Consider the following 21760-nt stretch of genomic DNA (forward strand, 5'->3'; position numbering starts at 1 on the left):
TCCGTGGGTCATCAATACTGCAGTTTTCCCGCGCAGTCGCTAGAATGGCCGCCTTTGCGAAGTTCTGGAGTTTCCCCCTCATGCGCACTTTTCGGTTGGTGATTTCTTGCCCGGACCGCGTTGGCATCGTTGCCAAAGTCAGTAACTTTCTGGCGGCCCACAATGGCTGGATCACTGAAGCGAGCCACCACTCGGATAACCAGGTCGGCTGGTTCTTCATGCGTCACGAAATCCGTGCCGATTCCCTGCCTTTCGGTATCGAGGTGTTGCGCGAGAAGTTTGCACCGATCGCCGAAGAGTTCTCGATGGACTGGCGCATCACCGACACCGAGCAGAAAAAACGCGTGGTGCTGATGGCCAGCCGCGAATCCCACTGCCTGGCTGATCTGCTGCACCGCTGGCACAGCGACGAGCTGGATTGCGAGATATCCTGCGTGATTTCCAACCACGACGACCTGCGCAGCATGGTCGAGTGGCACGGCATTCCTTATTACCACGTGCCGGTCAATCCGCAGGACAAGCAACCGGCCTTCGACGAAGTGTCGCGTCTGGTCAAGCAGCACGACGCCGAAGTGGTGGTGCTGGCGCGCTACATGCAGATCCTGCCGCCGGACATGTGCCGCGAATACGCGCACAAGGTCATCAACATTCACCACAGCTTCCTGCCGTCGTTCGTCGGTGCCAAGCCGTACCATCAGGCTTCGATGCGCGGCGTGAAGCTGATCGGTGCGACCTGCCACTACGTGACCGAAGAGCTGGATGCCGGCCCGATCATCGAGCAGGACGTGGTGCGTGTCAGCCACAGCGACAGTATTGAAGACATGGTGCGTTTCGGCCGTGACGTCGAGAAGATGGTGCTGGCCCGTGGCCTGCGCTATCACCTGGAAGACCGCGTGCTGGTGCACGGCAACAAGACCGTGGTGTTCTGATTCAGGTTCGCTCCCACGCAGAGCGTGGGAGCGATCCATGGACCGTGAGGAATGACCGATGAGCGATCCACTGGACAAAGCCACTTCCAAGGCACCCGCCACCTTGGGCGAGGGCTGCCTGAGCCGCTATGACCCGGATGACCTGAGCCCGGAGGACGGCACGGAGTTTCCCGGTGCTGCCGAACTGTGGGAACAGCTCAAGGACGAAGAGGATGACCTCAAGAAGCCTGTCTGACGCTCAGCAGCTTTTTCAGCAATGGCCGGCCCAGCATCAATAGAAACACCGGGCCACCCACCAGCAGATAGAAGTAATACGTCACCACCCGCCAGATCAGGATCGCCGCCGCCGCGGTGGACTTGCCGACCATCGGCGCCAGAAGCGCCGCCGAGGTCAATTCCGCTGCACCGGCACCGCCCGGCAACAGGCTGAATTGCCCCGCTCCCAGCGAAAGCATCTGGATCAGAAAGGTCCAGGCCCACTGCACATCCGTCCCCAGCCCGCGCAACGCCAGATACAGCACGCTGTATCGCAGCGACCAATGCACGCAGGTCAGGACGAACACCTTGATCAATGTCGCCCAGGGCAACTTCAGCGCATCGGTGAAAGCTGCCAGAAAGTGCAGTAACTGCCGCGCCCAGCGCCGTCGAGTTCGCGGTTCGATGTTCATCCCGGCCAGCAGTCGTCCGCTCAAGCGGATCAAACGGCGGTGATAGCGCGCGACCAATATGCAGCTCAGCAAGCCCCCGGACAATGACACGGCGCTGACAATCAGCAGCCATTCCATACGATCGCTCAGATGCTGGAACAGCGCGTAGATCAGAATTCCGCTCAGGGCGCAGAGAAAAAACAGCAGATCGCTCAACTGATCCATCGCAAACACGGCGCTGCCCCGGGCCGGGCGCACGCCGCTGCGCGCCAGCAGCGCCATGATCGTCAACGGCCCTCCGCTACCGCCGGGCGTGGCGCACCAGGCGAATTCGGCCGCCATCACCACCCCGAGGCTTTTCACGGGCGTGACCCGGTCTCGCTGATCGCCGAGCAGCAGCCGCAGGCGCAGGGTGTTGATGCCCCAGCACAGCAGCACCATGGCGAACATGATCAACAGCCAATTCAGCGGGAAAGCCTGCAGGCGCTCCCAGGTCTCGCCGCCGCCGAGCAGGACAGGAACCGCCACGGCCACCAGCAGGCCGATCAGCAGCAGAATGCCGCGACTCAAGCGGCACGCTCGGCTTGAGTGCGCTGGCGTGTCAGCCAGTCGATTTTGGTCATGGGCACGCGTCCGTCCGCCAGCAGTCGTTCAAGGGTGCGCCACCAGTAATCCCGGGAAAAGCGGTGACGCATGTCCACCGGGTGCAAGCCTAGACGAATCACCGGCGCCTGACGCCAGCGCTGCTCTCGCTGTTCGTTGACGATCTTTGACACACCGCGACGCCAGGCGCTGCGCGCGCTCCACACCAGTCCGGGGGCCTCGACCGCCGCGAAATCCGGCAAGTGATAAAGATGCTGTGGATCGCTGGTGTAGCGCAGCGGCAATTCGCGCAGTGCCTGACGGGTGCCGGCGCTCATCAACCAGGCCGGGGCCACGAAACCGTGCAGCGGCCAGCCGTGGCGTCGAAACAGATCGATGCCCGGGCGCAGGCGGGCGAGGGCGGCTTCACGGGACAACTGATAGAACTCGCCTTCATGGGTGTAGACCCGGCGCATGAACCAGTCGCGAGCAGTACGCGGGCCGGGCTCGGTGTCCTCATGAAAGTGGCCGTGCAGGGCCAGTTCATCGCCGCGTGCGACGCGCTGGTCGAGCATTCGACAGAACTCGGGGTGGGCCTCAAGGGCATCGTGGCGATGGAAGTCCGGGACCACCAGCCACGTCATCGGGACATTGCCCAACCGGTCAACGGCTTCGACGAAGGCTCGATAATCGGCCCATGTGGAGGGTGCTACGTCATGCAGCACCAGCATTACCGCCGGACGTTCGTGAAATTCAGCCATTGGCCACCCGAGGAACCGAATCGCCGAGTACCGCGTGGTAATGGCTCAGCAGGCTGTCGACCACCGTGTCCCAGGCGTAATACCGTTCGACATGTTGGCGTGCCTGTCGACCGAGTACGTCAGTCCCGCGACTGAACAGTTCGCGCACGGCATTGGCCATGGCTTGCGCATTGTTCGGCGCGCAGAGCAGGCCGCAGGATTCGCTGACGATTTCCTCGAACGCTCCTGCCGCCACCGCCACCACCGGAATGCCACAAGCCATGGCCTCCAAGATCACCAAACCGAAGGTTTCCTGATCGCCGGCATGGATCAGCGCGTCGGCGCTGGCCATCAACCGCGCGACCTGGGCGGCCGGGCAGAACCGATCGATCACGCTGACATTGTCCGGGACGGACGCCGGCATCGACGAGCCGACCAGCAGCAGGTGATAACGCGGCCCCAGGCGTTTCATGCAATCGAGCAGCACCGGCAGGTTTTTCTCTTTGGAACCGCGACCGGCAAAGATCAGCAGGCGCGTGTCCTCGGCGATCCCCAGCTCGGCGCGTAATCCAGCGTCGCGGGCATCCGGGTGGAAGGTCTGAAGGTCAACGCCCAGTGGCTGCACATATACGTTGCGTACCCCCAGCCTGCTGAGCTTGTCGGCCATGACCTGGCTGGGCGCCAGCACCCGGTCGAAGTTGCCGTACAACTTGCGCACATACGCATCGACATTTGGCGTGACCCAATGGCCCATGCGGTTTCCCACCAGCAGCGGCAGGTCCGAGTGGTAGAAACCGATCACCGGCACATCCAGTTGTCGCCGTGCATCGAGCGCGGCCCAGGCGGTGAGGTACGGGTCGCCGACTTCGATCAGATCGGGTTGCAGATCCTGCAGGACGTTTCGCCAAGGGGCCAGGCGCAGGGGAAAGCGATAGCCCTTGCCGAAGGGCAGGGCAGGGGCGGGAACCGTATAAACGCCATCAGACTCACCAAAATCCGCCCCGGGGATCAGCAGGCTGTGGCGGATGCCGGGCTTGACCCCCAGCCGACGGTGCTTGGCATCCAGATAGGTGCGCACGCCGCCGCTGGCCGGGGCGTAGAACATGGTGATGTCAGCGATATGCACGGTGAACGTCCCTCCGCAGTGATCTCCCTTGGTTGACCTTTATCAAGAATAGATGTTCGGTCGGGGTTTCGCGGTGGGGCGCAAGGTCGGTTTCGGAGGGATTGCCGGTCGTCTTCGTCGGATGGCAATGAACCGACGAAGACGACCGGCAGAACGGCTTTAAATGCGGAAGCTGCCAACCAGTTGCTTCAAGCGCGAAGCCTGCTGCTCCAGATCCGAGCAGGCACGCAACGTCGCCTGCAAGTTCTCGACACCTTCCTGGTTCAGCGTATTGATCTCGGTAATATCCACGTTGATCGACTCGACCACGGCAGTCTGTTCCTCGGTCGCGGTCGCCACCGACTGGTTCATCCCGTCGATTTCACCAATGCGCTGGGTCACGCTGTTCAGGCGCTCGCCGGCGAGGTTGGCGATGTCCACGCTGTCCTGGCTGTGTCGCTGGCTGTCGCTCATGGTGCTGACGGATTCGCGGGCGCCGACTTGCAGTTCCTCGATCATGGTCTGCACCTGTTGCGCCGATTCCTGGGTGCGGTGGGCGAGGTTGCGCACCTCGTCCGCCACCACCGCAAATCCGCGCCCGGCTTCACCGGCACGTGCTGCCTCGATGGCCGCGTTGAGCGCCAGCAGGTTGGTCTGCTGGGAAATGCTGGTGATCACTTCCAGGATCTGGCCGATGTTCACGGTCTTGCTGTTCAGCGATTCGATATTGCTGCTGGATGCGCTGAGCATGCTCGACAGTTGATTCATCGCCTTGATGCTGCGCTCCACCACTTGCTGGCCGTCTTCAGCCAGGCCACGGGCGTCGCTGGCCTGGGTCGAGGCTTGTGCGGCGTTGCGAGCGATTTCCTGGGCGGCGGCGCCGAGCTGGTTGATCGCCGCCGCCACGCTGTTGGTGCGCGAGGCTTGCTGGTCGGAGTTGTACATCGACGAGTTCGAGGCCGCGACTACCCGCAGGGCGACTTCGTTGACCTGGCCGGTGGCCGACGACACTTCGCGGATCGAGCCGTGGATACGTTCGACGAAACGGTTGAACGCCGTGCCGAGCACGCCGAATTCGTCCTGGTTCTGAATGGTCAGGCGCTTGGTCAGGTCGCCTTCGCCGTCGGCGATGTCTTCCATGGCGCGGGTCATGACATGCAGCGGCTGGATCAGAATGCGGATCAGCATGCCGAGCAGGGCAATGATGATCGCCACTGCAATCACGGTCGCGATCACGGCCGAGGTGCGGAATTCGCTGAGCATCGAGAAGGCTTTGTCTTTGTCCACCGACAGGCCGATGTACCAGTTCACCGACGGCAGGCCTTTGATCGGGGTGAAGTTGACGATGCGGGTCTTGCCGTCGACGGTGACTTCAGTGAAGTCGCTGCTGATGCGCGGCGTGTCCTGCGGATAGGCATCCTTCAGTGATTTCATCACCAGGGCCTTGTCCGGGTGCACCAGGATCTTGCCGTCGGCGCTGACCAGGAACGCGTAGCCCATGCCGGAGAAGTCCCGGGCGCTGAGGGTGTTGATCAGGGTTTGCAGGCTCAGATCGCCGCCCACCACGCCCACGCTCTGGCCGGCCTTTTTCGCGGCAGTGGCGATGGAAATGATGGTCTGGCCGGTGGCGGCGTCGATGTACGGTTCGGTCAGGGTCGAGGTGCTGCTGCTTTCCGCACCTTTATACCAGGGGCGAACGCGCGGATCGAAACCGTCCGGCATCTTCGCATCCGGGCGGATGGTGAAGTGCCCGGTGGCATCGCCGAGGTAGGACGCCATGAAGGTCGAGGTCAGGGCTTTCTGTTCCAGCAGGCTGGCGACGGCGGCAGGCTCGGGATTGATGGCGATGTTCTGGGCAGCGTTCTCGATCAGCAGGATGCGCCCGCTGAGCCAGGTCTGGATGTTGTCGGCGGTGACCTCGCCCATCTCGTTGAGGTAATTGTCCAGGTCCTCGCGGATCGCATTGCGTTGCAACCAGTCGTTGTACAGCGTGAACGAGGCGAAGGCGGCAATGACGATGAGGGCGGCGGCAAGCAAAATTTTATGGCTGAAACGCAGATTTTTGTTCATGGCTTGGGGTTCCGCTAAGGTCTTATTATTCAGGGCGTGCTTCTATAGATGCTCGCTAGGTGGGCTTGATGAGTACAAGCAGGTATTTCCGCTTCTCCTTAGGGAAATCTCCGATGCGGATGTCAGTCGCATCTGTCACCTTTAGCTATCGGCCATGCTCGACAAAGATTAACCATTGGGTGACCAAATGCCTGACTCCTTGCAACTCGTAATCGGCGCCGACCTCGCCGGGCAACCCATCGCCCAGGCCATGCGCCTGGCCAACCGTCACGGGCTGGTGGCCGGGGCCACCGGTACCGGCAAGACCGTCACCTTGCAGCGTCTGGCCGAGGCGTTCAGCGACGCCGGCGTCGCGGTGTTCGCCGCCGACGTCAAGGGCGACCTGTGCGGCCTCGGTGCTGCCGGCAATCCCCAGGGCAAGATTGCCGAGCGCATCGCCGGCATGCCGTGGCTCAATCACAAGCCTCAGGCGTATCCCGTGACCTTGTGGGACATTCACGGTCAGTCCGGTCATCCGTTGCGCACCACGCTGAGCGAAATGGGCCCGCTACTGATCGGCGCCCTGCTGGAGCTGACCGACAGCCAGCAATCGACGCTGTACGCCGCTTTCAAGGTGGCGGATCGCGAAGGCCTGTTGCTGCTGGATCTCAAAGACCTGAAAGCGCTGCTCAATCACCTCAAGGACAATCCGCAGCTGTTGGGCGAAGACGCGGCGCTGTTCACCACCGGCTCCAGCCAGGCGCTGTTGCGGCGTCTGGCCACGCTGGAGCAGCAGGGCGCCGAGGCGTTGTTCGGCGAGCCGGCGCTGCAACTGGAGGACATTCTGCAGCCGACCGCCGATGGTCGCGGCCGCATTCATCTGCTCGATGCCAGTCGTCTGGTGCATGAGGCGCCGAAGGTCTACGCGACCTTCCTGCTGTGGCTGCTGGCCGAGCTGTTCGAGCAACTGCCGGAGCGCGGCGATGCCGACAAACCGTTGCTGGCGCTGTTTTTCGATGAGGCGCATTTGTTGTTCGGCGACACGCCCAAGGCGTTGCAGGAACGCTTGGAGCAAGTGGTGCGGCTGATCCGTTCCAAAGGTGTGGGCGTGTATTTCGTCACCCAGTCGCCGGGCGACCTGCCGGACGATGTGCTGGCGCAACTGGGGCTGCGGATTCAGCATGGGTTGCGCGCATTTACCGCCAAGGAACAGAAATCCCTGCGGGCGGTGGCGGATGGCTTCCGGCCGAATCCGGCGTTCGACACGTTATCGGTGCTCACCGAACTCGGGATCGGCGAGGCTTTGGTCGGCACGCTGCAAGAGAAGGGCACGCCGGAAATGGTGCAGCGGGTGCTGGTGGCACCGCCGCAATCGCGGATCGGACCGTTGACCGAGACCGAACGCACGATGCTGATTGCCGGTTCGCCGTTCAAGGGCCGTTATGACAGGCCGATCGATCGCGAGTCGGCCTATGAAATTCTGATGGGCCGCAAGGGGCTGGGACCGGAGGCGGAAGCGGCGTCGGGCAAACCGGCGATTGAGGAGCCGAGCCTGGCGGACAAGGCTGGGGAGTTCCTTGGTACGGCCGCGGGGCAGGCGCTCAAGTCGGCGATGCGCCAGGCAGCGAATTCGCTGGGTAAACAGTTGGTGCGCGGTCTGATGGGGTCATTGCTCGGGGGCAGCAAACGCCGCTGATCAACCAAGGCTCAGGGTTTAGGTTTGGCGTGGGCGGCCAGTCGTTCCAGTGCCGCTCGCAGATTCGGATCGCTGATCCCGTCGGCGGTAGCCTGGATGGTCGCCGCCGCATCCGTCGACAGGTCGATCGTCGGCCCGTTCGCCTCGCGCTGGAGGGTCGGTGGCCGCACGGCGAATTTGATCCGTGTCAGATTGGCGAACTCATCGAACATCTGCAGTTGCCGTTGCAGGCGTTTCTGCTGATAGCGCAGGCGCGTAGCCCAATGGCCGTCGGTGACGATCAGCAGCAGCTCGCCTTCGCGCCACTTGGCCACGTGGCAGTGCGCGCGGGCGGCAGGTTGCAGCTGGCTTTCGAGCAGACGTTGCAGATGGGCCAGACGCTGGGCATGACCGAGGATGGCTTTCAACGGCCTGGCTTCGCGTAGCAGAACGGCGGGCGCTCTGGCTGTGAGAGGGCGAAATGCCATGATCTAGGACCTGAAGTGACAGAGGCGCCATGGTAGCAGATGGCACCCATTTCACTCGCCCATTGCTTTTGTCCCTGCTTTGCCCATTAAATCAACGACTAACTTCTTCCCTGTACGGCTTGAAGTTGAGCAAAACGCCCCTATTTTAAGTGAGCCCCGTCAAAGCGCAGTGCCAGCATCGTGGAATATCCCCACTTTCCTCACCACCGTTTCCGGGTAGAATGCTCGTTCGCATGCGGCCATGAGGGCTGCACGGGCGACTCACGGGGCCGCCCTCCATCCCTTTAGTGTGGAAGATCCTGCCGATATGTTTGCGCCTTTGTTAAAGAAACTTTTTGGAAGCAAGAACGAGCGTGAAGTCAAACGCATGCTCAAGACGGTGCAGCTCGTCAATGCCTTCGAAGAGAAGATGGTCGCCCTCTCGGACGATCAACTGCGCGCCAAGACCGCAGAGTTCAAGGACCGCATTGCCAAGGGGGAGACCCTCGACAAGCTGTTGCCGGAAGCCTTTGCGGTCGCCCGCGAAGCCGGCAAGCGTGTCATGGGCATGCGCCACTTCGACGTCCAGCTGATCGGCGGCATGACCCTGCACGAAGGCAAGATTGCCGAAATGCGCACCGGTGAAGGCAAGACCCTGGTGGGTACCCTGGGCGTTTACCTCAACGCGCTGTCCGGCAAGGGCGTGCACGTTGTGACCGTGAACGATTACCTGGCCCGCCGCGACGCCAACTGGATGCGTCCGCTGTATGAATTCCTCGGTCTGAGCGTCGGTATCGTGACGCCGTTCCAGCCGCCGGAAGAGAAGCGCGCCGCCTACGCTGCCGACATCACCTACGGTACCAACAACGAATTCGGGTTCGACTACCTGCGCGACAACATGGCGTTCAGCATGGAAGAGAAATTCCAGCGCGAACTCAACTTTGCCGTGATCGACGAAGTCGACTCCATCCTCATCGACGAAGCGCGTACTCCGCTGATCATTTCCGGTCAGGCCGAGGACAGCTCCAAGCTGTATATCGAGATCAACAAGCTGATCCCGAAACTCAAGCTGCACGTCGAAGAAGTCGAAGGCGAAGTCACCCAGGAAGGCCATTACACCGTCGACGAGAAGACCCGTCAGGTCGAACTCAACGAAGCCGGTCACCAGTTCATCGAAGACCAACTGACCAGCATCGGTCTGCTGGCCGAAGGCGAGAGCCTGTACTCGGCGCATAACCTGAGCCTGCTGACTCACGTTTATGCCGGTCTGCGTGCGCACAAGCTGTTCCATCGCAACGTCGAATACATCGTGCAGGACGGTCAGGTCGTGCTGGTCGACGAACACACCGGCCGTACCATGCCCGGCCGTCGTTTGTCAGAAGGTCTGCACCAGGCTATCGAAGCCAAGGAAGGCCTGAACATCCAGGCCGAGAGCCAGACCCTGGCATCGACCACGTTCCAGAACTACTTCCGCCTCTACGAAAAGCTGTCCGGCATGACCGGTACCGCCGACACCGAAGCGTTCGAATTCCATCAGATCTATGGCCTGCAGGTCATCGTGATCCCGACCAACAAGCCGTTGGCCCGTAAGGATTACAACGACCTGGTGTTCCTGACCGCCGAAGAGAAATACGCGGCGATCGTCAATGACATCAAGGAAAGCATGGCCGCCGGCCGTCCGGTGCTGGTGGGTACTGCGACCATCGAAACCTCCGAGCACATGTCCGCATTGCTCGAGAAGGAAGGCATCGAACACAAGGTTCTGAACGCCAAGTTCCACGAAAAAGAAGCTGAAATCATCGCACAGGCCGGTCGTCCGGGCGCACTGACCATCGCTACCAACATGGCCGGTCGTGGTACCGACATCCTGTTGGGCGGCAACTGGGAAGTTGAAGTCGCGTCGCTGGAAAACCCGACCCCTGAACAGATCGCCCAGATCAAGGCCGACTGGCAGAAGCGTCACCAGCAAGTGCTGGAGTCCGGCGGTCTGCAGGTAATCGCGTCCGAGCGTCACGAATCCCGTCGTATCGACAACCAGCTGCGTGGCCGTGCCGGCCGTCAGGGTGACGCCGGTTCCAGCCGCTTCTACCTGTCGCTGGAAGACAGCCTGATGCGTATCTTCGCCTCCGACCGGGTGAAGAACTTCATGAAAGCCCTGGGCATGCAGCCTGGCGAAGCGATCGAACACCGCATGGTGACCAACGCCATCGAGAAGGCACAGCGCAAGGTTGAAGGCCGCAACTTCGACATTCGCAAGCAACTGCTCGAGTTCGACGACGTCAACAACGAACAGCGTAAAGTGATCTATCACATGCGTAACACGTTGCTGGCTGCGGACAACATCGGCGAAACCATCGCTGACTTCCGCCAGGACGTTCTGAACGCCACCGTCAGCGCGCACATTCCGCCGCAATCGCTGCCAGAGCAGTGGGACGTGGCCGGTCTGGAAGCGTCGATCGCCAGCGACTTCGGCGTGAAACTGCCGATCCAGCAATGGCTCGACGAAGACGATCACCTGTACGAAGAAACCCTGCGCGAAAAGCTGATGAACGAGCTGATCGCCGCGTACAACGAAAAAGAAGACCAGGCTGGCGCCGAAGCCCTGCGCTCGTTCGAGAAGCAGATCGTGCTGCGCGTTCTGGACGACCTGTGGAAAGACCACCTGTCGACCATGGATCACCTGCGTCACGGTATCCACCTGCGTGGTTATGCGCAGAAAAACCCGAAACAGGAATACAAGCGCGAGTCCTTCACGCTGTTCTCCGAGCTGCTGGATTCGATCAAGCGCGACTCGATCCGTGTGTTGTCGCACGTTCAGGTTCGCCGCGAAGATCCGGCCGAGGAAGAGCAACGCCTGCGTCAGGAAGCCGAAGCACTGGCCGCCCGCATGCAGTTCGAACACGCTGAAGCGCCAGGTCTGGATCAACCGGAAGCACTGGTCGGTGAAGAGGTCGATGTGGCCCTCGCCACCGCCCCGGTGCGCAACGAGCAGAAGCTGGGCCGCAACGAACTGTGCTACTGCGGTTCGGGCAAGAAATTCAAGCATTGCCACGGGCAGATCCAGTAAAACCCGTTTCAATCGCTGAAATACCCGCGCCGCGACCGGCACCAGCCGTCGCGGCGTTTTGCCATTTACACCACCGTCACTACGCTTGGCGGTGCTGACATCATTGAGTAAGGAGCGCATTCATGGCTGTTGGTCTTGGTCCTTTGCCAACGTTGCACCCGGTTGCCGGTTTTGAACTCGGTATCGCTTCGGCCGGCATCAAGCGCCCGGGGCGCAAGGATGTCGTCGTGATGCGTTGCGCCGAAGGTTCCACCGTGGCGGGCGTGTTTACGTTGAACGCTTTCTGTGCAGCGCCGGTGATCCTGGCCAAGAAACGCGTGCAGAACGCTGTGCGCTACCTGTTGACCAACACCGGCAATGCCAACGCCGGCACCGGCGAACCGGGCCTGGCTGCTGCCGAGCGCACCACCGCCAAACTGGCTGAACTGACCGGCGTGGATGCCAGCCAGATCCTGCCGTATTCCACTGGCGTGATCGGCGAGCCGCTGCCGGTCGAGAAGATCGAAGGCGCCCTGCAGGCCGCGCTGGACGACCTGTCGGAAAACAACTGGGAAGCCGCCGCCACCGGCATCATGACCACCGACACGCTGCCAAAAGGCGCCAGCCGCCAGTTCCAGCATGACGGCGTGACCATCACCGTCACCGGCATCAGCAAGGGCGCGGGCATGATCCGTCCGAACATGGCGACCATGCTCGGTTACATCGCCACTGACGCCAAAGTCTCTCGCGACGTGCTGCACAACCTGATCCTGGACGGCGCCAACAAGTCGTTCAACCGCATCACCATCGACGGCGACACCTCGACCAACGATTGCTGCATGCTGATCGCCACCGGCAAGGCTGCGCTGCCGGAAATCACCCGTGCCGAAGGCGAGCTGTTCACCAAGCTGAAACAAGCCGTGTTCGAGGTGTGCATGGACGTGGCCCAGGCCATCGTGCGTGACGGCGAAGGCGCGACCAAGTTCGTGACCGTTGAAGTCAACGGCGGCGGCAATCACCAGGAATGCCTGGACGTCGGCTACACCGTGGCCCACTCGCCGCTGATCAAGACGGCACTGTTTGCGTCCGACCCGAACTGGGGCCGAATCCTCGCTGCCGTTGGTCGGGCCGGCGTGCCGGACCTGGACGTAAGCAAGATCGACGTATTCCTTGGCGAGGTGTGCATCGCCAGCCGTGGCGCCCGCGCCGCGACTTACACCGAAGCCCAGGGCTCGGCGGTGATGCAACAGGAAGAAATCACCATCCGTATCGAACTGGGTCGCGGCGATTGCAGCGAAACCATCTGGACCACCGACCTGTCCCACGAGTACGTGAAGATCAACGCCGAATACCGCACCTGATCCCTGCCGAAGAAGGAGGTCTGCGGACCTCCTTTTCTTCTGTCCCATGAAAGGACCCGAACATGAGCCTTCACCTGATCATCGGCGACAAACTGCTTTCCTCCTGGTCCCTGCGCGCGGCACTGGCGCTTGAACTGACCGGCGCGCCCTACACCGAAGAACTGGTCAAACTCGGCAAGCCCGACACCCGCGAGCGGTTGCTTAACCATTCGCCGACCGCCAAGGTGCCGCTGCTGAAAACCGCCCGCGGCACCATTGCCGATTCGCTGGCGATTGCCGAATACCTGGCCGAACAGTTTCCTTCCGAGCAACTCTGGCCGACCGATATCTTCGCCCGAGCCCAGGCGCGATCCGCCTGCGCGCAGATGCACAGCGGCTTTTTCGCCATGCGCAACCACATGCCGTTCAATCTGAGCCATGACGCGCCGCTCAACCCGGTGCCGCCGGAAGTGAAGGTCGACATCGAACGCATGCTCGCGCTGTGGGCCGAATGCCGCGCCGCCGCGAACGAACCGGGGCCTTACCTGTTTGGTCGGGTGTCGCTGGCCGATGCGTTCTTCGCCCCGATTGCCGTGCGTCTGCGCACCTATCAGGTCAAGCTGCCGGCCGATGATCAAGCCTATGTTGAAACCGTCTACCAATGGCCAGCCTTCAAGGCCTGGCAAAAGGCCGGACTGGAGGAATTGCAGTCGTGAAACGCGTACACGTCGCCGCCGCCGTCATTCGTGATGGCAGCGGCAAAATTCTGATCGCCCGCCGTGCCGATACCCAGCATCAGGGCGGCCTCTGGGAATTTCCCGGTGGCAAGGTCGAAGCCGACGAGTCGGTGCAGACCGCCCTGGCCCGCGAGCTGCACGAAGAGTTGGGCATCGTCGTCGGCGCCGCCCGGCCGCTGATCAAGGTGCGCCACGATTATCCGGACAAGCAGGTGTTGCTGGATGTCTGGGAAGTGTCGAGCTTCACCGGCGAACCTCATGGCGCCGAAGGCCAGCCTTTGGCCTGGGTTTCTGCCAGAGCGCTGACGGATTACGAATTCCCGGCGGCCAACCAGCCGATCGTCGCGGCGGCGCGTCTGCCCGCTGAATACCTGATCACCCCGGAAGACCTGGAAACCCCGGCCTTGCTGCGCGGTATCCAGAAGGCGATTGCCGGCGGTATCAAGCTGATCCAGCTGCGTGCGCCCAATGGTTATGACCCGAAGTACCGCGATCTGGCGGTGGATGCGGTCGGCCTGTGCGCCGGCAAGGCGCAGTTGATGATCAAGGGCCCGTTCGAGTGGCTGGGCGATTTCCCGGCCGCCGGCTGGCACATCACCTCGGCACAGTTGCGCAAGTATGCGGCTGCGGGGCGTCCGCTGCCGGCGGAGCGCTGGCTGGCGGCGTCCTGCCACAACGCTGAAGAACTGGCACTGGCCGAGCAGATGGGTGTGGATTTCGTGACCCTGTCGCCGGTGCAACCGACCCTGACTCACCCGGATACGCAGCCGTTGGGCTGGGAGCAGGCATCGACGCTGATCGAAGGTTTCAGCAAGCCGGTGTTTCTGCTGGGCGGAGTCGGACCGGCGGAGCGTGAACAAGCGTGGAATGCCGGGGCTCAGGGTGTGGCGGGGATTCGAGCGTTCTGGCCTGAGGCCTGATTCTTTATTGAGGCTGATGTCCCTTCGCGAGCAAGCCCGCTCCCACGGTTGATTGCATTGCCGCAGGAGGAACTCGATCAACTGTGGGAGCGGGCTTGCTCCGGGCGGCGTTCCGACGAAGGCGTCCTGATCGGCGCTACACCTCTGAAGGTTTCGCCGCCGGTTGCCACAGAATCTCGGCGATACCCTGGCGCCGCGCAATCAACCTCGCCGCCACAAACAACAGATCCGACAAGCGATTGATATACGCCAGGCCAACCCCGGCCAACGGTTCGATCGCATTCAAATGCTGACAACGCCGCTCGGCACTGCGCGCCAGGCTGCGACAGACATGGGCCTGGGCAATCAGCATCGAACCGCCCGGCAGAATGAAATTCTCCAGCGGCCCCAATTCTTCATTCCAGACATCAATAGCGGCTTCCAGCCGTTCGATTTCTGCTGTGTTCAATGCCTGATACTCCGGCATCGCCAGTTCACCGCCAAGGTCGAACAAACGGTGCTGGCAGGGCGCCAACACATCGATCAACTCATTCAGCCCCGGGCAGGCTTCGCGCTCGGCGATCAACCCGGCCAGCAGCACGCCCACCTGACTGTTCAGCGTATCGACCTCGCCAATGGCCTCGATGCGCGGGTGATCCTTGGGTACCCGGCGGCCGTCGCCCAGTCCGGTTTCGCCCTTGTCGCCGGTGCGGGTGTAGATCTTCGACAAGCGAAAGCCCATGGTTTACCTCGGTAGTAGATTGGTTTCGGCGGCGATGGGCGCCGGTTGCGCCAGTGGCAGGCGCAGGGTGAAGCAGGTGCCTTGCCCTGGCGCCGACTGCACTTCCATCTGCCCTTTGTGGTTGTTGGTGATGATGAAGTACGACACCGACAGCCCGAGCCCCGTGCCCTGGCCGATTTCCTTGGTGGTGAAGAACGGTTCGAAGGTGCGCTTGCGCACGTTCTCGCTCATGCCGATGCCGTTGTCCTCGACCTGAATCTCGGCCCATGGTGGATTGAGACGGGTGCGCAGGGTGATTCGCCCTGGCTCGCTGTCATCTTCGCGCTGGTGGATCGCCTGCGCGGCGTTTTTCAGCAGGTTCAGCAGCACCTGTTCGAGTTCGTTGGCAGTGCCGGGCACCGGGCCCAGCGCCGGGTCGAACTGGCGAATGATAGCCTGACCCTTGAAGTCGAAGCCGATGGCCAGGTCAAAGTCGTTGCCGGCGATCTCCACGGCTTGATCGATCAGCGCCGGCAGGTCGCACGGCGCCATCTGGCGGTTGCTGCGGCGACTGAAACTGAGCATGTGGGTGACGATTTTCGCCGCCCGCGCACCGGCCTGCTGGATGCCGTCGAGCAGTTGCGGGACTTCCCGGCCTTGCAGGTAGCGGTTCACGGTATCGAGTTCGATGCCCAGTTGCTCGGCCTGCTCGAGGTTCTTCGGCAGGTCTGGCGACAGGCGTCGGCGAATGTTCTGCACGTTGTGCAGGATCGCCCCCAGCGGATTGTTGATTTCGTGGGCCATGCCGGCGGCGAGGCCACCGACCGACAGCATTTTCTCCGACTGCACCATCATTTCTTCCAGCGACAGACGCTGGGTGATGTCGTCGATGCGGATCACCACGCCGCGTCCGGCACCGCCCATCAACGGATAGAAGGTCAGGGCGTAGTGCTTGGGCTCGTCGTCCTTGAACCATGTCACCCGCTCGATTTTCGCCACCGTGTGCTGTTCGACGGTCTGCTTGAGTTGCGGCAGGAACGGCTTGAGCGGCTCGAACGCGAGGAAGATCGGCTGGTTGAGCGCTTCGTCCAGCCGGGTACCGGAAAGGGCGCTGGCCTCCTGGTTCCATTGGGTGACGTAGAGCTGTTCGTCGAGGGCGATCAGCGCCGAGGGCATGGAGTCGATGATGCTGTTGAGGTAGTTCTGGAACCCGGTGAGTTTTTTTTCGATCTTGCTGCGCACCTGGACTTCCAGTTCCAGCTTGCGGTTGGTGTGGCGGGTTTCTTCAGCCAGACCCTGGGCCTGATCGTAGGCGGCTTGCGAGTCATCGCGGGCGCGCTTGAGTTGCTGCTCCCGGGCCTCGATGCGCGAGAGCATGGTGTTGAACGCTTCGGCCAGACTGCCGATTTCGTCATGGTTGCCCCGGGAGGCGCGCAGGGCGTAGTTCTCTTCGCGGGTGACCTGGCGGGACAGTTCTTCGAGCTGATGGATCGGCCGGGTGATCAGGCGCTTGATCTGCCGGGCGATGACCAGCCACAGCAGCACACTGAAAATCAGAATCCCCAGACTGGCGGTGAGCGTGCCGGTGTAGAACGCCACCGGCAGTTCACTGCTGGCCACCAGCAACAGGTGGCCCGGTGCGGTGCCGGGGCGGGGCAGGGTGATCAACTGGTTGCTGCGGAACTCGGTCAGTTGCCAGGCTTCGATGTGCCGGTAGCGTTCCGGCAGGTTGAGTTTGTCGCCGTGCTGCAACTGCGCCAAGCGTTCGCCCTTGCCGTCATACAGCGCGGCGGCACGCAGCGGGGAATAGCTGTCGAGCTCCTTGAGCAAACGCTCGGCGCTTTGTGGCGACTGCAAGGCGTCGGCCACCAGGCTCGGGTTCGACACCAGCCGGCCGATGGTCTGCAACGCCTGGGGGGCCATACTTTCCTGGGAGATGTAATAGGCGGCGCTGATAAAGGTCAGGTTGGCGACCAGCAACACAGTGGTCAACAGCACCAGCAGGGCGGCCAACAATTTCTGGCCGACCGGCAGGTTTTCAAGACGCTGGCGCAATGGCATCAGGTTTATCGCAGCAAAGGAACAAGTGGCCAGCGTAGCCGCTGCTCAGTCGACGGGCAATCCGAGACTGTGCAGATGAGCGCTCAGGCGCTCCTGCAATTGCTTGAGATGAGGCAGGTTCAACTGATGACGCTCTGCAACCTTGCAGGCGTGGCCGAGCAGATAACTGATCTCGGTGCGGCGTTTACTGGCCACGTCCTGGTACATGGACGAGAAATTCGCCGCCGTGGCCTGGATCACCCGTTCGACTTCCTGTTGCAGGTTGTCCGCCGCGGCCGGTTGCCCGCAGCGTTCGAGCAGTTCGGTCAGTTCGCCGCACAGGGTGGCGACCTCGCAGTGATGTTGCTGCAAGCCGCCGTTGCGGCAGTCGTGCAGCACCGTCAGCGGATTGATTGCACAGTTGAGTGCCAGCTTGCGCCACAGACGGGTGAGGATGTCGGCGCTCCATTCATGGGGGATTTTCGCCGCCTCGAGATCGTCCAGCCAGATCGGTGCTACCGGATGACCGGCGTCCCCTAGCCAGGTGTAGCCATGGCCTGCGAACACCACGCGCCAGTCGCCGTCGCGAAAAGCGCCTTCGGTGCTGGAGGCGCTGATACAGCGGGCCTGCGGGACTCGCGCGGCGACCGCTTCCTGGCTGCCGAGGCCGTTCTGCAAAAGGATCAGTTCGGCGTCCGGTGCCAGGCGATGGGCAAGCCCGGCTACGGCCGTATCGGCGTCGTAGGCCTTGCAGGCCACCAGCAGGCGGCGGATCGGTTCGGGGCTGTCCGGGGTTTCGCCAGGGATGGCGTAGCTGCTGGCCACGCCTTGCTCGACGAGGGTCAGGCCGCCCGCCGTCGCATAGTCGTGCAAGCGGTCAATGTCGCGCAGGATCAACCGAACCGGCAGGCCGGCCCGGGCCAGGCGTGTGGCCCAGAGCGTGCCGAGACTTCCGGCGCCGAGGACGTGCCAGGGGGTGGACATCAGTTTTTCACTCGGTAAGGTACTGGCATGCAAGGCTCGCCGTGTCGGTGGGAAAAGACCCGTTATAATGAGCCCGATTTTAACCGCAAGCCAAGCGCGCCGCGTCCCGTACGAGCGCGCCTTTTTATTGGAGAACTTACATGCCGTCGTTCGACGTGGTATCCGAACTGGACAAACACGAACTCACCAACGCGGTCGAGAACGCCGTGAAGGAACTCGATCGTCGTTATGACCTGAAAGGCAAGGGCAGCTTCGAATACAAGGAAAAGGACCTGACCGTCCACCTGACCGCTGAAGCCGATTTCCAGCTGGAAGCGATGATCGAGATCCTCAAGCTGGCCCTGGTCAAGCGCAAGATCGACGTGCAGTGCCTCGAAGTCAAAGACTCCTTCGCCTCGGGCAAGCTGATGAAGCAGGACGCCGTCCTCAAGGAAGGCATCGACAAGGAACTGGCGAAGAAAATCGTCGGCCACATCAAGGAAGCCAAGCTCAAGGTGCAGGCCGCCATTCAGGGCGAGCAGGTACGTGTGACCGGCAAGAAGCGTGACGACCTGCAGGAAGCCATCGCGGCCCTGCGTGCCAAGGAATTTGGCATGCCACTGCAGTTCAACAACTTCCGCGACTAAGCTTTTCGGTCGGGAACCTCTCGGCGTTTAATGCGTCCGAGGCCCAAGCGACGGCAGAAACGATTGAGCCCTGTTCGGTTCGGTCTTTCTGCCGCTGGTTTTTTACAGCCCGGGAAGCCGGCAATCAGGAGATAAAAGATGGATTTGAATGCTGAGGTGGACAACCTGGTCAAGGCGTCCCAGGCGTGGATTCCGATGATCATGGAATACGGCAGCCGTGTGTTGCTGGCGGTGATTACCCTGGCCATCGGCTGGTGGCTGATCAACAAGGTCACGCAAAAGCTCGGCGGCCTGCTGGCCCTGCGCAATGCCGACCTGGCGCTGCAAGGTTTCATCAGCAGCCTGGCCAACATCATTCTCAAGGTGCTGCTGATCGTCAGCGTGGCGTCGATGATCGGCGTCGAGACTACCTCGTTCGTCGCGGCAATCGGTGCGGCCGGCCTGGCCATCGGTCTGGCGTTGCAGGGCAGCCTGGCGAACTTCGCCGGCGGCGTGCTGATTCTGCTGTTCCGTCCGTTCCGCATCGGTGACTGGATCGAAGCTCAGGGTGTGGCGGGTACCGTCGACAGCATTCAGATTTTCCACACCGTGCTGCGCACTGGCGACAACAAGACCATCATTGTCCCGAACGGCAACCTGTCGAACGGCATCATCACCAACACCAACCGTCAGCCAACGCGCAAGGTTGTGTTTGATGTAGGTGTGGATTACGAAGCCGATCTGCAAAAGGCCCGTCAGGTGCTGCTGGATCTGGCCAAGGATGAGCGCGTTCTGCAGGATCCGGCACCTCAGGCCGTTATTTCGACACTGGGTGACAGTTCGATCACTGTTTCCCTGCGGGTATGGGTTAAAACTGCGGATTACTGGGATGTGATGTTCATGTTTAACGAACAGTCGCGTGATCGTTTAAAGACTGCAGGCATTGATATTCCTTTTCCACAACGAGTGATTCGTGTGGTTCAGGAATCGGCAGTGTAATGATAGGTTGCTAATTAATTGCCTGACTTATCGGTCAGGCATCTATTACAAGTGACAGGCAATAAAAAGGCCCATCCGAAGATGGGCCTTTTTGTTTTGTTACTGCAACTAACTCGGTGCGATTACAAAAGCGACAGCGGGTAGTCGACGATCAGACGGAACTCTTTGGTATCGCCTTCGCCTTCGTCGGCGTTAGCGAAGTGCCAGGCTTGACGAATACGGAAGGACAGGTCTTTGGCCGGGCCAGACTGAACTACGTATTTGGCTTCGAAGTTGGTTTCGTTGTGTTTGCCATCTTCGCCATACAGACCAGCGTAGGCGCTGCCTGCTGGAGTGTGGGTGCCGTCGATGTCCCAGCCTTTAACGTAGCGGGTCATGAAGCTCAGACCTGGAACGCCGTACTCGGCCATCTTGATGTCGTAACGGATCTGGGCAGACTTCTCGCCCGGGGCGTTGAAGTCAGAGTACTGGATGGAGTTGGCGAGGAAGATCGAGTCGCCGCCACGGTTGTTCTTGCCCACGCCGATGTAGTCGAACGGAGTGTCGCCGTTGACCTTCTGGAAGGCCAGGGTGATGGTGTGCGCTTTCAGGAACGAGAGAGCGGTGGCCAGGGAGAACGCGGTGTTGCTGATGTCACCGGCTTTCGCGCTACCGGTGTCGGTGGTGCGATAGATGTTGAAGTCGGTGTTCAGCGAGGTGTCACCACCGAACGGAGTGGTGAGGTTCACGTTGGCGTAGTACTGGTTCCAGATGTCTTCCAGTTTGGCGCCGTAGAGCGATGCGCTCAGGTTTTCGGTGATGCCGTACTTGCCACCGAAGTAGTCGATGGTGTTGGCTTCAACGCCGGCGTAGGTCGCGTACAGACCGCCTTCACGGGAGTTGCGGTCCTGGCTGGTTGCCGAGTAGAAGTGACCGGCTTCGAGGTCAAGGTCTTTGATCTCGCTGCTCTGCAGTTGGAAACCGCTGGCAGTTTGCGGAAGGATACGGGAGCCGCCGACAGCGAACACCGGAGCGGTGCTAGGCTGCATGTCACCGATTTTCAGCTCGGTTTTCGATACGCGGAACTTGATGGCAGCGCCGGCTTTGCCTTGGCTGTCGTCAGGGTCGCGGGAACCGTTTGCATTGAATTCGTTGCTGCGGCTCATGTTGCCGGAGCCGCTGGTGCCGGCGCCGCCGTCCAGTTTGATGGCCAGGTAGCCGAACGCATCAACGCCGACGCCAACAGTACCTTGGGTGTAACCGGAGCTGAAGTTGCCCCAGATACCCTGGGTCCAGTCTTTAACGTCACGGGCACCGTCTTTGTTGTCACGGTTGAAGTAATAGTTGCGAATCAGCAAGTCAGCTTTCGCGTCTTCAACGAAGCCTTTCGCTTCAGCCTGGTCACTTACAAACGGGGCGGCCGTAGCCATTTGAGTACTGGCTGCTGCAGCAACTGCCAGTGCGATCATGCTCCACTTCATCACGCGCATCGTGATTTGCTCCTTTGGTTTTAGAAGAGTACTGCCGTCCCACCTGTTTTATTATCTGGGCGGCTCTTTCTTTTTGTGTCGGCGCAAACTTATATCACGCCGACCATGTTGGCGATACTTGCGAATCCAACCTTTCAGCTTCTTTACGAGCGTGTCGCAAACGGCTTGGTAGATGTCGCAAATTTACAGTCCAAATGCAATGGGACTGACAACTTCAGCGCTGTTTTACAGAGCTTGAGCATCGGTAAAAAAGAGTCCCTTGGCAAAACGCTTGAATCTCCATCGGGCAACCCTGCCACTGTTTTTATGGGGCTCAAGGCATCCACTTCTTGTGGTGCGCTTATAGTCCATATGGGTATGAATGCAACAAGCGTGCACAAACCGCTGAATTGTTCCGGTTTTTTTCAAGGTGCTCGTCTGATGCTGTAAAAACCTCATAAAACCGGGGGGTTCGAGGGTCTTTCGAACAGGCTTGACGCCATCCTTCGCATGGTGTTGCTCCCTGAAAGTCGCAGCGCGACAACCAAAAACGTTACCGGTTCACCCCGTCAGTGAGTATTCGGCGGATGCCCGACGCACTGAGCGTAGACGTGCTGTGCGGTTTTGGTGCAAAAAATTTCAATGGCTGTACTGAATTCATACAGTTGAGCGGTTGAAGGGCCGTAAACGCCACGATATGACCCGGTCCTTGCGCCGTGTTCATTGGCAGGTTCCGTACTGGTGCGC

Annotated in this window: 19 protein-coding genes and 1 pseudogene; 10 read left to right on the plus strand and 10 right to left on the minus strand. The window is 61.1% G+C overall.

Annotated elements, in window-relative coordinates:
* Positions 1-80 precede the first annotated feature (80 nt).
* Together purU and ACTJK9_RS11140 are read left to right on the plus strand one after the other, a co-directional pair.
* A complete protein-coding gene (gene purU / locus ACTJK9_RS11135) occupies positions 81-929 on the plus strand; it encodes a formyltetrahydrofolate deformylase (protein ID WP_011335666.1) in 849 nt (282 codons plus the stop codon).
* 58 nt (positions 930-987) lie between these two features.
* The gene (locus tag ACTJK9_RS11140) at positions 988-1164 is read left to right on the plus strand and encodes a hypothetical protein (RefSeq protein ID WP_007951232.1); all 177 of its coding nucleotides are present in this window, start codon (positions 988-990) and stop codon (positions 1162-1164) included.
* Here ACTJK9_RS11140 and ACTJK9_RS11145 read toward each other — a convergent pair.
* The 5 genes and pseudogenes from ACTJK9_RS11145 to ACTJK9_RS11165 all read right to left on the minus strand — a co-directional run.
* Positions 1148-2146, minus strand: coding sequence for a lysylphosphatidylglycerol synthase transmembrane domain-containing protein (locus ACTJK9_RS11145; protein ID WP_236190296.1), 999 nt, complete (start codon positions 2144-2146; stop codon positions 1148-1150). The two genes, ACTJK9_RS11140 and ACTJK9_RS11145, sit on opposite strands and share 17 nt — an antisense overlap.
* Positions 2143-2919, minus strand: a complete 777-nt coding sequence (locus tag ACTJK9_RS11150; protein ID WP_440813834.1) for a DUF2334 domain-containing protein — start codon at positions 2917-2919, stop codon at positions 2143-2145. The genes ACTJK9_RS11145 and ACTJK9_RS11150 overlap by 4 nt, the downstream gene beginning before the upstream one ends.
* Positions 2912-4024, minus strand: a complete 1113-nt coding sequence (locus ACTJK9_RS11155; protein ID WP_085610818.1) for a glycosyltransferase family 4 protein — start codon at positions 4022-4024, stop codon at positions 2912-2914. The genes ACTJK9_RS11150 and ACTJK9_RS11155 overlap by 8 nt, the downstream gene beginning before the upstream one ends.
* Positions 4025-4183: 159 nt before the next feature.
* Positions 4184-4948: a methyl-accepting chemotaxis protein gene (locus tag ACTJK9_RS11160; RefSeq protein ID WP_371855245.1), complete on the minus strand. Its 765-nt coding sequence runs from the start codon at positions 4946-4948 to the stop codon at positions 4184-4186.
* 93 nt (positions 4949-5041) lie between these two features.
* Positions 5042-6073, minus strand: a pseudogene (locus ACTJK9_RS11165) (HAMP domain-containing protein); the annotation flags it as partial.
* A 187-nt stretch (positions 6074-6260) separates the two neighbouring features.
* Here ACTJK9_RS11165 and ACTJK9_RS11170 point away from each other — a divergent pair.
* Positions 6261-7748, plus strand: coding sequence for a helicase HerA-like domain-containing protein (locus tag ACTJK9_RS11170; RefSeq protein WP_440813836.1), 1488 nt, complete (start codon positions 6261-6263; stop codon positions 7746-7748).
* Positions 7749-7759: 11 nt separating this feature from the next.
* Here the strand turns inward: ACTJK9_RS11170 and ACTJK9_RS11175 are convergent, their stop codons facing one another.
* Positions 7760-8215 carry a DUF721 domain-containing protein gene (locus ACTJK9_RS11175; RefSeq protein ID WP_085610816.1) on the minus strand — a complete coding sequence of 152 codons (456 nt, stop codon included), beginning with the start codon at positions 8213-8215 and terminating at the stop codon, positions 7760-7762.
* A gap of 307 nt (positions 8216-8522) precedes the next feature.
* Here ACTJK9_RS11175 and secA point away from each other — a divergent pair, with 307 nt between their 5' ends.
* From secA to ACTJK9_RS11195, 4 genes are all read left to right on the plus strand, one after another.
* Positions 8523-11261, plus strand: a complete 2739-nt coding sequence (secA, locus tag ACTJK9_RS11180) for a preprotein translocase subunit SecA (RefSeq protein ID WP_221397999.1) — start codon at positions 8523-8525, stop codon at positions 11259-11261.
* 122 nt (positions 11262-11383) lie between these two features.
* Positions 11384-12601, plus strand: a complete 1218-nt coding sequence (argJ, locus tag ACTJK9_RS11185; protein WP_039765981.1) for a bifunctional glutamate N-acetyltransferase/amino-acid acetyltransferase ArgJ — start codon at positions 11384-11386, stop codon at positions 12599-12601.
* A 62-nt stretch (positions 12602-12663) separates the two neighbouring features.
* Positions 12664-13296: a glutathione S-transferase family protein gene (locus ACTJK9_RS11190; RefSeq protein ID WP_440813840.1), complete on the plus strand. Its 633-nt coding sequence runs from the start codon at positions 12664-12666 to the stop codon at positions 13294-13296.
* Positions 13293-14237, plus strand: a complete 945-nt coding sequence (locus tag ACTJK9_RS11195) for a Nudix family hydrolase (protein ID WP_440813843.1) — start codon at positions 13293-13295, stop codon at positions 14235-14237. The genes ACTJK9_RS11190 and ACTJK9_RS11195 overlap by 4 nt, the downstream gene beginning before the upstream one ends.
* A 136-nt stretch (positions 14238-14373) precedes the next feature.
* Here the strand turns inward: ACTJK9_RS11195 and ACTJK9_RS11200 are convergent, their stop codons facing one another.
* From ACTJK9_RS11200 to ACTJK9_RS11210, 3 genes are read right to left on the minus strand one after another with little or no spacing between them, the layout of a single operon-like run.
* Entirely contained in the window at positions 14374-14958 is a 585-nt protein-coding gene (locus tag ACTJK9_RS11200) for a cob(I)yrinic acid a,c-diamide adenosyltransferase (protein ID WP_440813844.1), read from the minus strand.
* Positions 14959-14961: 3 nt separating this feature from the next.
* Positions 14962-16998, minus strand: coding sequence for a sensor histidine kinase (locus ACTJK9_RS11205; protein ID WP_085610811.1), 2037 nt, complete (start codon positions 16996-16998; stop codon positions 14962-14964).
* A 45-nt stretch (positions 16999-17043) separates the two neighbouring features.
* Positions 17044-17961 carry a putative 2-dehydropantoate 2-reductase gene (locus tag ACTJK9_RS11210; RefSeq protein ID WP_440813847.1) on the minus strand — a complete coding sequence of 306 codons (918 nt, stop codon included), beginning with the start codon at positions 17959-17961 and terminating at the stop codon, positions 17044-17046.
* A gap of 140 nt (positions 17962-18101) precedes the next feature.
* On the opposite strand from ACTJK9_RS11210, the gene ACTJK9_RS11215 reads away from it, so the two are divergent.
* Both ACTJK9_RS11215 and ACTJK9_RS11220 read left to right on the plus strand, forming a co-directional pair.
* On the plus strand, positions 18102-18587 hold the full coding sequence (locus ACTJK9_RS11215) for a YajQ family cyclic di-GMP-binding protein (protein WP_011335651.1): 486 nt from the start codon (positions 18102-18104) through the stop codon (positions 18585-18587).
* Positions 18588-18725: 138 nt separating this feature from the next.
* Positions 18726-19565: a mechanosensitive ion channel family protein gene (locus ACTJK9_RS11220; RefSeq protein ID WP_064599011.1), complete on the plus strand. Its 840-nt coding sequence runs from the start codon at positions 18726-18728 to the stop codon at positions 19563-19565.
* 122 nt (positions 19566-19687) lie between these two features.
* Here the strand turns inward: ACTJK9_RS11220 and ACTJK9_RS11225 are convergent, their stop codons facing one another.
* Positions 19688-21034 (minus strand): OprD family porin, encoded by a 1347-nt coding sequence (locus ACTJK9_RS11225; RefSeq protein ID WP_085606620.1) that lies wholly within the window; start codon positions 21032-21034, stop codon positions 19688-19690.
* 75 nt (positions 21035-21109) lie between these two features.
* On the opposite strand from ACTJK9_RS11225, the gene ACTJK9_RS11230 reads away from it, so the two are divergent.
* Entirely contained in the window at positions 21110-21463 is a 354-nt protein-coding gene (locus ACTJK9_RS11230) for a hypothetical protein (RefSeq protein WP_143492867.1), read from the plus strand.
* Positions 21464-21760: the final 297 nt, after the last annotated feature.

The sequence above is a fragment of the Pseudomonas sp. 22082 genome (assembly GCF_052046055.1).
Classification (GTDB): Bacteria; Pseudomonadota; Gammaproteobacteria; order Pseudomonadales; family Pseudomonadaceae; genus Aquipseudomonas; species Aquipseudomonas pharyngis.

What these genes read in the sequence shown, in the direction of transcription:
- ACTJK9_RS11220 (WP_064599011.1), top strand. Translation starts at nt 18,726, where the DNA reads ATGGATTTGAATGCTGAGGTGGACAACCTGGTCAAGGCGTCCCAGGCG.
- ACTJK9_RS11150 (WP_440813834.1), bottom strand. Translation starts at nt 2,919, where the DNA reads ATGGCTGAATTTCACGAACGTCCGGCGGTAATGCTGGTGCTGCATGAC.
- ACTJK9_RS11140 (WP_007951232.1), top strand. Translation starts at nt 988, where the DNA reads ATGAGCGATCCACTGGACAAAGCCACTTCCAAGGCACCCGCCACCTTG.
- argJ (WP_039765981.1), top strand. Translation starts at nt 11,384, where the DNA reads ATGGCTGTTGGTCTTGGTCCTTTGCCAACGTTGCACCCGGTTGCCGGT.
- secA (WP_221397999.1), top strand. Translation starts at nt 8,523, where the DNA reads ATGTTTGCGCCTTTGTTAAAGAAACTTTTTGGAAGCAAGAACGAGCGT.
- ACTJK9_RS11160 (WP_371855245.1), bottom strand. Translation starts at nt 4,948, where the DNA reads ATGTACAACTCCGACCAGCAAGCCTCGCGCACCAACAGCGTGGCGGCG.
- ACTJK9_RS11205 (WP_085610811.1), bottom strand. Translation starts at nt 16,998, where the DNA reads ATGCCATTGCGCCAGCGTCTTGAAAACCTGCCGGTCGGCCAGAAATTG.
- ACTJK9_RS11175 (WP_085610816.1), bottom strand. Translation starts at nt 8,215, where the DNA reads ATGGCATTTCGCCCTCTCACAGCCAGAGCGCCCGCCGTTCTGCTACGC.
- ACTJK9_RS11200 (WP_440813844.1), bottom strand. Translation starts at nt 14,958, where the DNA reads ATGGGCTTTCGCTTGTCGAAGATCTACACCCGCACCGGCGACAAGGGC.
- ACTJK9_RS11225 (WP_085606620.1), bottom strand. Translation starts at nt 21,034, where the DNA reads ATGCGCGTGATGAAGTGGAGCATGATCGCACTGGCAGTTGCTGCAGCA.
- purU (WP_011335666.1), top strand. Translation starts at nt 81, where the DNA reads ATGCGCACTTTTCGGTTGGTGATTTCTTGCCCGGACCGCGTTGGCATC.
- ACTJK9_RS11170 (WP_440813836.1), top strand. Translation starts at nt 6,261, where the DNA reads ATGCCTGACTCCTTGCAACTCGTAATCGGCGCCGACCTCGCCGGGCAA.
- ACTJK9_RS11190 (WP_440813840.1), top strand. Translation starts at nt 12,664, where the DNA reads ATGAGCCTTCACCTGATCATCGGCGACAAACTGCTTTCCTCCTGGTCC.
- ACTJK9_RS11215 (WP_011335651.1), top strand. Translation starts at nt 18,102, where the DNA reads ATGCCGTCGTTCGACGTGGTATCCGAACTGGACAAACACGAACTCACC.
- ACTJK9_RS11210 (WP_440813847.1), bottom strand. Translation starts at nt 17,961, where the DNA reads ATGTCCACCCCCTGGCACGTCCTCGGCGCCGGAAGTCTCGGCACGCTC.